The organism is Marinobacter sp., from assembly GCF_048269445.1.
Classification (GTDB): domain Bacteria; phylum Pseudomonadota; class Gammaproteobacteria; order Pseudomonadales; family Oleiphilaceae; genus Marinobacter.
On record NZ_JBLXIQ010000009.1, the window covers coordinates 120,396 to 132,542 of the forward strand.

The window sequence follows — 12,147 nt, forward strand, 5'->3', positions numbered from 1 at the left end:
TTATTCTTCGTCAGTCTGGCGTTTGATCCACGCCAGCACATGTTCCGAGGGAACTCTCTGTAAACCTGGAGGCTGCCAATCGGTCAGTTCCCCCTGGCCCAGCACCAGCAACCCCCCGGGCGCCAGCCGCTCTGCAAGTCGCTTGACAATTTCCCGCCGGCGCCAGCGGCGAAAATAAATCAGCAGATTCTGGCAGAATATTATGTTCATCCCGTGCATGGGTGCCTTGTCGAGATCCAGAACGTTCAGTCTGGTAAAGCACACCCGGTCACGGATGCTATTCACAATTTCTACAGTATTCCGCTCGGCCGGGCGGAAATACCGGGATTTCATGTCTTCGTCCATTCCCAGCAATTTGCGGGGATTGAACTGGCCGTTCCTGGCCTTGTCGATCACGGGCTTGCTGATATCAGAGCCGGTGACGCCAAAAAGTGGTGGCAACGCCAGCTGACTCATGCATTCGTTCAACACCATGGCCAGTGTGTATGGCTCTTCTCCGGTGGAGCACCCGACACTCCAGGCTTCCAAGGGGCGCTTCTTCAATGGCTCCCGCGGCCTTGTCAGCACATAGTCGGAAACCAGCCGGAAGGCGTCGGGATCCCGGAAGAACCGGGTCTCCTGAACCGTCAGTCTGTCTACCAGCGTTGCCCATTCCCTGATCGCATCCGGCCCGGACACGATCTGCTCATAATAGGCCTGATAGCTGCTGCAGCCGATTTCCCGCATCCGGATGGCAAGGTTGGTCTCCAGAAACGAACGGCGCTCGGCCGACAGGGTTATGCCGGTGCGATGTTCCAGCAGGGTTTGCCACTGGCTGAACTGCGCCTCGTCCATATCGGGGAGTCGACGCAGTGACCAGATGCCCTCGGCAGGTGACAGGTTGTTATGCATTTGCGCCATAAACCGTCAACAGCCCTGGAACCGAAATCAGCCCACCACCGGAACGTCGCTGTCTTCCTCTTCTTCCTGATCCGCCTCGTCTTCTTCTGGCAGGGTGAAGCCGGCAACGGAGGACCGCAACTCGGACGCCATTTCTGCCAGGTTACCGATGGACTTCGCCGTCGCATTGGTACCAGACGAAGTCTGGGACGTGATTTCCTGGATAACGTTCATGGTGTTGGAAATGTGCGCCGCAGAAGATGACTGCTGACGTGCGGCGTTGGAGATGTTCTGAATCAGTTCCGCCAGAGACATGGATACGTTCTCGATTTCCTCGAGCGCGATACCCGCATCCTGGGCCAGACGGGCACCACGGACCACCTCGGCGGTGGTGTGTTCCATGGAGATAACCGCTTCGTTGGTATCCGACTGGATCGTCTTAACCAGCGCTTCGATCTGTTTGGTTGCCGCGGAGGAACGTTCCGCCAGTCGCTGAACTTCGTCCGCAACTACCGCGAAGCCCCGGCCCGCGTCACCGGCCATAGAGGCCTGGATTGCAGCGTTCAGGGACAGGATGTTGGTCTGGTCGGCGATGTCGTTGATCAGCGATACGATGTCACCGATTTCCTGGGAAGACTCACCCAGACGCTTGATCCGTTTGGAGGTTTCCTGGATCTGTTCACGGATGTTGTCCATGCCGCGGATGGTGTTCTGTACCACTTCCGCGCCCTTCTTGGCGATCGCAACCGACCGCTCCGCAACCGCGGAGGATTCGGCTGCGTTCGAGGATACCTGGTCGATGGACACCGCCATCTCGTTGACAGCGGCCGAGGCGCCGGCAATTTCCTGAGCCTGGTGCTCGGAAGCATCGGCAAGGTGCATGGCCGTGGCCTGGGTTTCCTGGGCCGCTGACGCTACCCGCACAGCAGTACCACGAATCGCCTGTACCAGTCCGCGCATCTGGTCGATCGCGTAGTTGATGGAGTCGGCGATGGCGCCGGTGAAGTCCTCGGTAACCGTGGCCTCGGTGGTCAGGTCACCATCAGCCAGGTCGGCCAGTTCGTCCAGCAGTCGCAGGATCGCGTTCTGGTTCTGTTCGTTCTGCTCTTGCGTGGTCGCGAGTCGGGCCTGAGCTTCCCGGTAAAGGGCGAGGCCGATGAACACAACAATCGCAACCATGGCGGCCAGGATGGCAAAGGCCAGAGTCGGGCTGATCAGACGGGAGCCGGACTGGTTGCGGAAATTCTCTGCCAGTACGGAAAGCTCCGAGAGCAGTACTTCGGAATTCTGGAAGATGTCGCTGGCGGCGGTGCGTACCTTGAAGAGGTCGGGAGAGGCTTCAAGGATGGCATCCACGTTCTGGGACACGAATTCAAACAGTTCGTCTACAGCTTCAAGGCCGTAGATTGCGTCCTCATCGGTTACCCGGGAGATACCCATGGCTTCGTTGCCATTGAGCTGGCCCTCCAGAACCCGGCCAAACAGGCTGGCGTCCCGGCCGAACCGGTCGGCGGCGATAACCGCGTCCTCGTCACCGGACAGTACGTTGTTGACCGAGCGGACAATCCGCTCTGCCAGCAGGGACTGGCGCTGTGCCAGTGCGATCTGTTCGGCCGGGGCGTTGTTGTCCAGCAGGATCTGTACGATGTCGTCGTACTCTACCTGCAGCTGCGGAATGGTTTCGTTCAGGGTTCGGGCAACCTCGTGCAGCCCAAGCACAGCGTCCTGGGTGGAGAGGATGCTGTCGGCGTTTTCCCGGACAGTGTTCCAGTGCTCCTGAACACCACTTTGCTGGGCCAGTTCACTCGGTGGCAGGCCGGTCTGCGAGTTGCCCTCGGTCACGTTCGTCCAGAGCTGCTGGTATTCGTCCCGGGAGCGGCGCAGCTGGTTGAACGCTTCGGCAGTGCCACCGGCGGCCTCAGTTGCGTTCTTCGCGATCTGCTGCGAGAGCACCCTAAGCTCGGCGGTGTTGGCAATGTATTGCTGATCGTTCTGGCTGTCTTTGTTGATAATGAACAGCACCACAACGAGCAGGACGGTGAGTGCAATCAGTGCGGCGATCAGGCCGGCAACCAGCTTGTTGCCCCCCTGTCCCATACCGAGTCTTCCGGCTCTGTTCTTCATTTTCTGGCTCCCGGCCTCTTCAAGAAATTGGCAAGTTTGTTTTATCGGGTTTCAGGCGGTCAGGGTGATGTTCCTGCCATTGTCACCACCCTTACCACTGTGCGACGTCCAGAAAGCGTTCGTCTTCGAGCAGGTCGACGGCCGAAAACACTTTCCACACTTCTTCGTTGCGCTCGTATCCGCCTGAGACAAACGGCCGAACGTTTTCAGGTACGCCTTCGAGCGCATCCTTGAAACTGTCTGTTGCGAAGTACTGCATGCCTAACACGCTGTCGACCACGAGCCCACTGAAAATGTCCCCCTGTTCAACCACAAGTACCCGGCGCTCCCGCTGGCTCCGGGACGAGCGGGGAATTTCAAAAAAACCGGCGAGATCGACAAGAGGCAGGAGGCGGCCACGAACATTGGCGGCTCCGAGTAGAAACGGGCGGACCCCCGGAATATGGGTAAACCGGGGGACGTGGAGGATTTCAGTGACTTCACCCATTGGGGCAACGTAGCGTTCGCCCGCAAGAACGAAGCCGATGCCATTCCAGAGTTCAACGGCTTCCTGCTGTTCCGGCAGTCCGGCTGCCATGGACCGGCTGCGCTGGGCGATATCCGTCAGAACGGCAAAAGGGGCGGCCTGGGCGGACATGCTTACTCCACGGTTGGGGATCAGGCAATCAGACTATTGATTGTTTTGATCAGATCGTCTTCGTTAACCGGCTTGACCAGATAACCCTTGGCGCCCTGGCGCGTGCCCCACACACGATCAGTTTCCTGATCCTTGGTGGTAACGATAATCACCGGAATGGAGGCGGTCTCCGGTGCGCGGGTCAGTTGGCGGGTTGCCTGGAAGCCGTTCAGGCCCGGCATAACCACGTCCATCAGAACCAGATCCGGGGTTTCAGCGCGGGCCTTGGCAACGCCGTCCGCGCCGTTGTCGGCGGTCAGCACTTCGTGCTTGTGCTTTTCCAGGATGGTGGAGATTTTCTTAACCTCGGTAGGGGAATCGTCAACAATGAGAATGCGGGCCATGGTTTCCTCGATGGTTCTTGGTGTCAGCAGGTTTACTGTTCCGCCTGCGGAACATACTGGCGGATGGTATTAAGAAGCTCATCCTTGCTGAACGGTTTGGTCAGGTACTGGTCCGAACCTACGATCCGGCCTTTGGCCTTGTCGAACAGCCCGTCCTTGCTGGAGAGCATGATAACCGGCGTCTTTTTGAATGAGGAATTGTTTTTGATGAGTGCGCAGGTCTGGTAGCCGTCCAGGCGGGGCATCATGATATCAACAAAGATGATGTCCGGATGGGAATCGGCAATCTTGGCGAGAGCGTCAAAGCCGTCAGTCGCGGTGATGACATCACAGCCGACCTTTTTCAGAAGGGTTTCTGCGGTGCGACGTATGGTTTTACTGTCGTCGATCACCATGATCTTCAAGTTCTCGAAGTTGTCATCCATTGTCCAACTGCCTTGCGCTCAGCGACTGTCATTATTTTAAAACGGGGTTTTTAACACAAACCTTAAGGTTCTTCTATAAACCCCGCTCATTTATAGATTATCAATGGCCGGATAAAAAGTATTAGTTTGTGACCAAATGTACTTCTGCCCGCAACGTCACGTAACTGACTGAGGATTTCTCCGGATGCATTCACAGCTCGGGTACAATACCATCTGAGTTCACAGCATAGCACTTATTGCCCGGTGCACTCTGCAGACCGGTTCGTGTTTTCAACCCTCAGGAGCGCAAGATAGCCTATGACCGTCCGCCTCGGGATCGTGATGGATCCGATTGAAGATATCCACTTCAAGAAAGACAGTTCGCTCGCCATGTTGCTGGCAGCCCAGAAGCGGGGCTGGGAGATTGAGTACATGGAATTGCCGGACATGTATCTGGATGGTGGCAGGGCAATGGCCCATACCCGGGACTTGACTGTTCACATGGATCCCGAGAACTGGTTCAGCTTCGGCCCGAGCCAGGATCGGGCTCTGGGTGATCTCGATGTGATCCTGATGCGCAAGGATCCTCCGGTGGACCGAGAGTTCCTGATGGCCACCTATATTCTGGAGTCGGCCGAGCAACAGGGCGCGCTGGTGGTCAACCCTGCTTCAACACTGCGTGACTGCAATGAAAAGCTGTTTGCCACCCAGTTTGAGGATCTGACACCGCCCTTATTGGTCAGCCGTTCAGCGACCCGGTTCCGGAAGTTTTACGCCGAGCACGGTGATGTGATCATGAAGCCGGTGGATGGCATGGGTGGCCACTCCATCTTCCGTATCCGGGAAAATGACTTCAATCTCGGGGTGATCATTGAGACCCTGACCAACTATGGCAGCCATCAGGCCATGGCCCAGAAATACATCCCGGAAATCAGTGACGGCGACAAGCGCATTCTGCTGATTGACGGTGAGCCGGTGCCCTATGCACTTGCGCGAATTCCCTCCCACGGCGAGAATCGAGGCAACCTTGCCGCTGGCGGCCGGGGCGAAGGCCGCGAGTTGACCGCCCGGGACCGTGAGATCTGTGACAGGGTCGCCCCGGTGATTCGGGAAAAAGGACTCATCTTTGTCGGGCTGGACGTGATCGGTGATTACCTTACCGAGATCAATGTCACCAGCCCGACCTGCATTCGGGAACTGGATGCGGCCTTCGGGATCGATATCAGTGGCATGCTGATAGACGCCATTGCGAAGCGTCTGGGACAGGCGTAACCCGGCAACACTGGCGGGACAGGTTTAACGACAGGACCAAGATCAGGAATGGCAGTTCAGGTAAGCGACTTCGACCGGTTTTCTTTCACCCTTTTTATGGCTTTGGCGGTGCACGCCATTGTCGTGCTGGGTATCAGCTTTGCGCCTGAACCGCCCCGGTCCTCCGCTCAGACCATGGAAATCACCCTCTCGCAGTTTGATGACGAGAAAGCGCCGGACAAAGCAGACTTTCTTGCCCAGACCAGCCAGCAGGGCAGCGGTACTGAGGAGGAGGTCCAGGAAATGACCACGCCCCGGCCTGCCGAGGTCAGCCAGCCGGAAGTGGCCCAGGTTCAGCCGGAACCGCCCGCCCAGACCAAGCCGCAGCCGCGACAGGAAAAAACGGTGGTGCAGACTGAAAGCCCGTCCAGTCAGAAAGTGCGGCAGCCAGAGGAGCGGACGACACCGGAAGAAGAGCCACTGCCGGTGCGCAAGAAAAAGAGCCTGATGGAGCGCAGTCTCGAGATCGCCAGCCTGGAGGCCCGCTTCGATGCCCAGCAAAAGGCGTATGCCCGGAAACCGAGGGTGATGCGCGTAACCGCAGCGTCCACACTTAAATCCACCAACGCGTGGTACGTACAGAACTGGGTGACCAAGGTGACCCGGGTTGGCAACATCAACTACCCCACTGAGGCGCGCCGTGCCGGAATCTATGGCACACTGAGAATGCTGGTGTCGTTGCAGAAAGATGGCACAATTAAAGAAGTGGCGATTCTGCAGTCCTCCGGCAGCACTGTTCTCGATGATGCGGCGATCCGGATTGTCAGGATGGCCGCACCTTTTGCTCCCTTCCCCGAGGAAATGCGGCAAGAGGTCGATGAACTCGAAATCATACGAACCTGGTCCTTCCAGCGTCGGGGGCTGACATCCGGATGACAGCGTCAAAACACTCTCCTCACAGTCTGCGGCACCACTTTCTGGTGGCCTCACCCTATCTTGCCGACCCGCGCTTCCATGGCGGTGTTGTCTATCTCTGTGAACATTCCGACGACGGTGCCCTGGGGCTGCTGATCAATCACCCTCTGGACATCCACCTTGGTGAGATTCTGGAGCAACTGGACCTGCTTGGTGGTGAGCTCGATTTGCCGGTCTTCAGTGGTGGGCCGGTACAGCCGGAGCGGGGCTTTGTCCTGCATCCTCCCGGAACCACCTGGCAGAACACGGCAAAGGTGACCGAAGACGTTCTGCTGACCACCTCCCGTGATGTGCTGGCAGGCATTGGCCGCGGGGAAGGCCCGGAGGAATACCTGGTGGCGCTCGGCTACTCGGGCTGGGGCGAGGGCCAGCTGGAGGATGAGTTGGGTAGTAACGCCTGGCTCACGTGTCCTGCCAACACGGATATCCTGTTTCGAACACCATGGAAAGATCGCTATAAAGCCGTACTCGAATTGATTGGGATTGACCTTAACCAGCTCAGCGAATCGGTCGGCCATGCCTGAGCCCGGTAACCGCCGCGTGATGTCGTTTGATTTCGGAACCCGCCGGATCGGCGTTGCCACTGGCCAGGAAATGCTGGGAACCGGCCAGCCCGTGGCGCTGATTGCCGCCCGGGACGGTATCCCGGACTGGCAAAAGATTGAAATGCTGCTGCAGGAGTGGCGTCCGGATTTGGTGGTGGTTGGTCTGCCCCTGAACATGGATGACACCGAGAACGATATGTGTGCCCGGGCGCGCAAGTTCGGCAAGCGCCTCCACGGCCGTTACCATGTGCCCGTTGAAATGGTGGACGAGCGCCTGACCAGTTTTCAGGCGAAGGGTGATGTGATGGCCGCCGGTGGCAGCCGAGATTTTGGTCGCCATGGAGTGGATGACCGGGCGGCGGTTCTGATTCTGGAAACCTGGTTTGGCCTGCAGGGCACCCGTGTCGGTGAATGAAAATATGGATAGTCCCCCCGCTTTTAATAACAGTGAGGCAGTCATGACCGCATTGCTTGATATGGACCAGTTGCTAGAACAGATGGAAATCGGATTGCGCCAGGTTCTAGAGCTACGAGGCGTTGAATCCCCAGTACTCATTGGTATCCGTACCGGTGGGGTCTGGCTGGCGGATGTGCTCAGCAAGCGTCTTGATATCGAAGAGCCGTTCGGGGAACTGGATATCTCCTTCTATCGTGATGATTTCAGCCGCATCGGGCTGAACCCAAGGGTGAAGCCTTCCAGTCTGCCATTCGATACCGAAGGAAGGGACATCATCCTGATTGATGATGTCATCATGAGCGGCCGGACTATCCGCGCGGCGATGAATGAAATCTTCGATTATGGCCGCCCAGCCAGTATCATACTGGCCACCCTGATTGACCTGGGAGCCCGGGAACTGCCGATCCAGCCGGATGTGACAGGCAGGACCCTGGCGCTGGATTCCCGTCAACGCGTCAAGCTCCGTGGCCCCGACCCGCTCCGTATCGAGTTTCAGGAAGCCGGACAGTAAACCTCCGAACCAGATAACAGGCGACCCATGACCGCAAACGACCCTTCCCCGCACCACTTGCAGCTGACCCGGGATGGTCAGTTGCGCCATTTTCTGACGCTCGATGGCCTCGAGTGCGCCTTGCTGACCGACATTCTGGATACGGCCGATTCATTTATTGAGGTCGGCGAACGCACCATCAAGAAAGTGCCCCTGCTTCGTGGCAGGACCGTGGTGAACCTGTTCTTCGAATCCAGCACCCGCACCCGCAGCACATTCGAGCTGGCCGCCAAACGTCTCTCTGCCGATGTGCTTAATCTTGATATCAGCACCTCGGCTACCTCCAAGGGTGAATCCCTGTCTGACACGCTTCTGAATCTGGAAGCCATGGCCAGCGACATGTTCGTGGTCCGCCACTCGCAAAGCGGAGCCCCCCATTTCATCGCCGAGAGCGTCACCCCTGGCGTTGCCATTATTAACGCCGGTGACGGCCGCCATGCCCACCCGACCCAGGCGATGCTCGATATGCTCACCATTCGCCAGCACAAGGGACGGTTTGAGGGGCTGAAGGTAGCCATTGTGGGTGATGTACTGCATTCCCGGGTGGCCCGCTCCCAGATTCGTGCCCTGAATGTGCTTGGTGCGGAGGAGATCCGGGTGATCGCCCCGGGGACCTTGCTGCCCAAGGACGTGGAAAGTCTGGGTTGTAAGGTCGAATACGATATGGCTCGAGGTATGAGAGACCTGGATGTGGTGATCATGTTGCGCCTGCAGAATGAGCGGATGGAAGGGGCGTTGCTGCCCAGCGAGCGGGAGTTTTATCGGCTCTATGGCCTTAATCAGCAAAAGCTGGCCCTGGCTCATCCTGAGTGCATTGTCATGCACCCGGGCCCGATCAACCGGGGCGTTGAAATTGAATCTGCGGTGGCGGATGGCCCGCAGTCCGTGATTCTCAACCAGGTGACCAATGGCATCGCCATCCGGATGGCGGTCATGTCCATGGCCATGGGTGGCCAGGTGGCTGAGCGCCAGCAGAAACTGAGTGAAAGGGGCCAGGCATGAGCAGTGTTGAAACATCCACCGGCAGCAGCCTGAAAATCACTGGCGGACGTCTGTGCGACGGTGAGGGCAGGGAATCTGAAAACGTCGCTTTGCTGGTTCGGGATGGCCGGATCGTCGCCATAGGTGAAGCGGCCGCCAGGGAGCAGGCGGACGAAACCATCAGTGCTGAAAACTGTGTGATTGCACCGGGTTTTGTTGATCTGTGCTGCAACCTGCGCGAGCCGGGCAATGGCCAGAAAGGTAATATTGCGTCGGAAACTCTCGCGGCGGCCCATGGCGGCTTTACTACGGTTTGCGCTTCTCCGGAGACTTCCCCGGTGAACGATTCCAGTGCCGTCACCCACCTGATACGTGATGGCGCTGCCAGTCGGTCGCCAATCCGGGTGCTGCCCATCGGCGCGATTACCCGGGGCCTGGAAGGCGATCTGCTCAGCGACATGGCCGGGCTGGCTGCTGCCGGTTGTGTGGCGGTGGGCAACGGCTCCCGGGGGGTGCGTAACGCCCGGATATTACGCAGGTGCATGGCATACGCCCAGACCTTTGGTTTGACTGTGATGTTCAGCCCCGAAAACCAGGCCCTGGCGGCGGACGGCTATGCCCACGACGGGCTGGTAACCTCTCGTCTGGGCCTGCTGGGTATTCCGGAGGTGGCGGAAACGGCGGCGGTGATGGAGATGCTGTTGCTGGCAGAGGAAACCGGTGTGCGGTTGCACCTGAGCCAGCTTTCCTGCGCCCGCAGTGTTGCGATGCTGGCGGAGGCCCGCCGTAGTGGCATTGCCGTAACCGCGGACGTTGCGATACACCAGCTGGTTTTCACCGAAGACGCCCTGGCCGGATTCGACAGCCGGTTTCACGTGCGGCCCCCGCTGCGGAGCGAGGGAGACCGAAAGGCCCTGATTGCTGGTGTTCGTGAGGGTGTCATTGACGCCATCGTGAGCCAGCATCAGCCCCATGACACGGCCGCCAAACAGGCGCCCATGGCGGCCACGGAACCCGGGCTGTCCAACATCGAGAGCGTGCTGTCGCTGGGCTTGGAGCTGGTCGAAATGAACGAATTGGCTCTGCCTGATCTGATCCGGGCGCTGACCACTGGCCCGGCCTCGGTGCTCGGACGAACGGCTCGCCTTGCCGAGGGCGAACCTGCCGATATCTGCCTGTTTGATCCGGAAGCCTTCTGGGCGCCGGGGGTACAGACCCTCGTCTCGGCTGGTCGTCATGCACCCGTGATCGACCGGGAATTGCCCGGCGTTGTCCGGCTCACTCTCGCTGAGGGCCGAAAAGCCTGGCAACAGCCGTCGGCCTGATCGGCGGGCACCGGCGTAAAGTGCGGCAGAGGTTGCGGTGCCTCTGTCGACACCGTCACAGATTCTCCCCCTTTTGTTGAAAAACCCTTGATGGCAGGCACCCGTGCCAACGTATTCTTGTAGCCGTCGGCCTATGGTCGACCAAGGAAAGTGTGGCCTGGCCGGTACACAGGACCGTATCGGTGCCCGACAATAACAATCAGGAGTCATCCCGTGAAATCAGCAAATCTTCCCCAGCGGATAGCCGTGGCGGCTGCCCTCTGTGCCAGTCTGGTATTCCCGTCCCTGGGCCATGCCCAGGCTCAGAGCGAGATCCTTGAGCGCAGCTTCTGTGTGTTCGACCCCGTCGGCGCCAACGGCCCGTTGTTCGCCATCACCAAGACGTTTCAGCCGGTTGCCCTGACAAGTGGCATCAAGCTGGACCTTCGCGCCTACACCGATGAGAAAGTTGCCGCTGAGGACTTCAAGGCAGGGCAGTGCGATGCCGTCCTGCTCACTGGAACCCGGGCCCGGGAATTTAACAAGTTCACCGGTAGCCTGGAAGCCATGGGGGCGGTGCCCGGTGAAGAGGAAATGCGGCTGTTGTACAACACCCTGAGCCAGCCCAAGGCCCGCCCATTCCTGATTGATGGTCCCTATGAGGTTGCCGGTGTTTTCCCGGGCGGCGCCATATACCTGCACACCCGTGATCGCAGTATCGATTCGGTGGAGAAACTGCAAGGCAAGCGGATTGCCACCCTGGATTATGATCAGGCGTCAGTCCGTATGGTTCGCCATGTCGGCGCGTCGGTAGTGGGATCGAACTCGGCCAATTTTGCCGGCAAGTTCAATAACGGCAGCGTCGATCTCGCATACGCCCCTGCGGTCGCCTACACACCACTTGAGCTATACAAGGGTGTGCAGCCCAACGGCGCGGTGGTGAAGTACGCTTTGGGTTACATGAACTTTCAGGTGATCATCCACCGCGAACGTTTCCCTGACTCCGCTGCCCAGATGGTGCGGGATCAGGCAATCAAACGCATTGATGAGGCCTACGATATTATTGCCCAGGCGGAGGCTGAGATCCCGAAGGATGTCTGGATGCATCTGCCACAGGAAGATACTGCAGAGTATGACAAGATGCTGCGTAAGGTTCGACTGTCACTTTTGGAGGACGGGGTTTACGATGAGCGCGCCATCAAGCTGATGAAAGCGATTCGCTGCCGGGTAGATGCCACCCGTTCCGAGTGTGCGTCCGTTGCCGGAACCTGAGGCCCACGCTGAAGAAAAGCAGGCCCGCCTATGCGGGCCTGTTGCTGCCTAGCGAATTTCGTCCTTCAGTGCCTTGCCCGCTTTGAAACCAATGGTCTTGCTGGCCGGGATGCGAAGAGGCTCGCCGGTTTGCGGGTTTCGCCCTTCCCGTGCCTCGCGGCTGCGGATATTGAACGTGCCAAAGCCTATCAGGGTGGTACCTTCGCCCCGGGAAGCTGCGGCTGAGACCTGGTCGGTAAAGGCGGTGATCACTTCGCTGGCCTTTTCACGGGTCAGGCCGGTGCGGTCAGAAATGGCCGCGGCGAGTTCAGGTTTGCGCATCGGATACTCCTTTTTTTGTAGTTCTGCTTTTTATTCTGGTCCTGGCCGGAATCACAACGACTCA

Annotated in this window: 14 protein-coding genes; 8 read left to right on the forward strand and 6 right to left on the reverse strand. The window is 58.7% G+C overall.

The genetic code is table 11. From position 1 onward, the window contains the following. The 5 genes from ACN0XM_RS17650 to pilG all read right to left on the reverse strand — a co-directional run bounded on the left by ACN0XM_RS17650 (position 1) and on the right by pilG (position 4,448). A complete protein-coding gene (locus tag ACN0XM_RS17650; RefSeq protein ID WP_417568250.1) occupies positions 1–900 on the reverse strand; it encodes a CheR family methyltransferase in 900 nt (299 codons plus the stop codon). 27 nt (positions 901–927) lie between these two features. Then, complete coding sequence (locus ACN0XM_RS17655; protein WP_417568251.1) at positions 928–3,003, reverse strand: methyl-accepting chemotaxis protein; 2,076 nt, start codon at positions 3,001–3,003, stop codon at positions 928–930. Positions 3,004–3,094: 91 nt separating this feature from the next. After that, positions 3,095–3,640: a chemotaxis protein CheW gene (locus ACN0XM_RS17660; protein ID WP_417568252.1), complete on the reverse strand. Its 546-nt coding sequence runs from the start codon at positions 3,638–3,640 to the stop codon at positions 3,095–3,097. 20 nt (positions 3,641–3,660) lie between these two features. Next, positions 3,661–4,023, reverse strand: a complete 363-nt coding sequence (gene pilH, locus ACN0XM_RS17665) for a twitching motility response regulator PilH (protein WP_088558729.1) — start codon at positions 4,021–4,023, stop codon at positions 3,661–3,663. Between the two features lie 32 nt (positions 4,024–4,055). Further along, a complete protein-coding gene (gene pilG, locus ACN0XM_RS17670) occupies positions 4,056–4,448 on the reverse strand; it encodes a twitching motility response regulator PilG (protein WP_417568253.1) in 393 nt (130 codons plus the stop codon). Between the two features lie 297 nt (positions 4,449–4,745). On the opposite strand from pilG, the gene gshB reads away from it, so the two are divergent. The 8 genes from gshB (at position 4,746) to ACN0XM_RS17710 (ending at position 11,762) form a co-directional block, all read left to right on the forward strand. Then, positions 4,746–5,699 carry a glutathione synthase gene (gene gshB, locus ACN0XM_RS17675; RefSeq protein ID WP_417568254.1) on the forward strand — a complete coding sequence of 318 codons (954 nt, stop codon included), beginning with the start codon at positions 4,746–4,748 and terminating at the stop codon, positions 5,697–5,699. Positions 5,700–5,747: 48 nt separating this feature from the next. Next, entirely contained in the window at positions 5,748–6,614 is an 867-nt protein-coding gene (locus tag ACN0XM_RS17680) for an energy transducer TonB (RefSeq protein WP_417568255.1), read from the forward strand. Beyond that, on the forward strand, positions 6,611–7,177 hold the full coding sequence (locus ACN0XM_RS17685; protein WP_417568256.1) for a YqgE/AlgH family protein: 567 nt from the start codon (positions 6,611–6,613) through the stop codon (positions 7,175–7,177). Before ACN0XM_RS17680 ends, ACN0XM_RS17685 begins: the two co-directional genes overlap by 4 nt. Beyond that, on the forward strand, positions 7,170–7,613 hold the full coding sequence (ruvX, locus tag ACN0XM_RS17690; RefSeq protein WP_417568257.1) for a Holliday junction resolvase RuvX: 444 nt from the start codon (positions 7,170–7,172) through the stop codon (positions 7,611–7,613). Before ACN0XM_RS17685 ends, ruvX begins: the two co-directional genes overlap by 8 nt. A 43-nt stretch (positions 7,614–7,656) precedes the next feature. Then, positions 7,657–8,166 carry a bifunctional pyr operon transcriptional regulator/uracil phosphoribosyltransferase PyrR gene (gene pyrR / locus ACN0XM_RS17695; protein WP_417568258.1) on the forward strand — a complete coding sequence of 170 codons (510 nt, stop codon included), beginning with the start codon at positions 7,657–7,659 and terminating at the stop codon, positions 8,164–8,166. Between the two features lie 27 nt (positions 8,167–8,193). Further along, entirely contained in the window at positions 8,194–9,207 is a 1,014-nt protein-coding gene (locus tag ACN0XM_RS17700) for an aspartate carbamoyltransferase catalytic subunit (protein ID WP_417568259.1), read from the forward strand. Continuing rightward, on the forward strand, positions 9,204–10,511 hold the full coding sequence (locus ACN0XM_RS17705; protein WP_417568260.1) for a dihydroorotase: 1,308 nt from the start codon (positions 9,204–9,206) through the stop codon (positions 10,509–10,511). Before ACN0XM_RS17700 ends, ACN0XM_RS17705 begins: the two co-directional genes overlap by 4 nt. Before the next feature lie 213 nt (positions 10,512–10,724). After that, positions 10,725–11,762: a putative solute-binding protein gene (locus tag ACN0XM_RS17710; RefSeq protein ID WP_417568261.1), complete on the forward strand. Its 1,038-nt coding sequence runs from the start codon at positions 10,725–10,727 to the stop codon at positions 11,760–11,762. Positions 11,763–11,810: 48 nt separating this feature from the next. Here the strand turns inward: ACN0XM_RS17710 and ACN0XM_RS17715 are convergent, their stop codons facing one another. Then, a complete protein-coding gene (locus ACN0XM_RS17715) occupies positions 11,811–12,083 on the reverse strand; it encodes an HU family DNA-binding protein (protein WP_417568262.1) in 273 nt (90 codons plus the stop codon). Positions 12,084–12,147 lie beyond the last annotated feature (64 nt).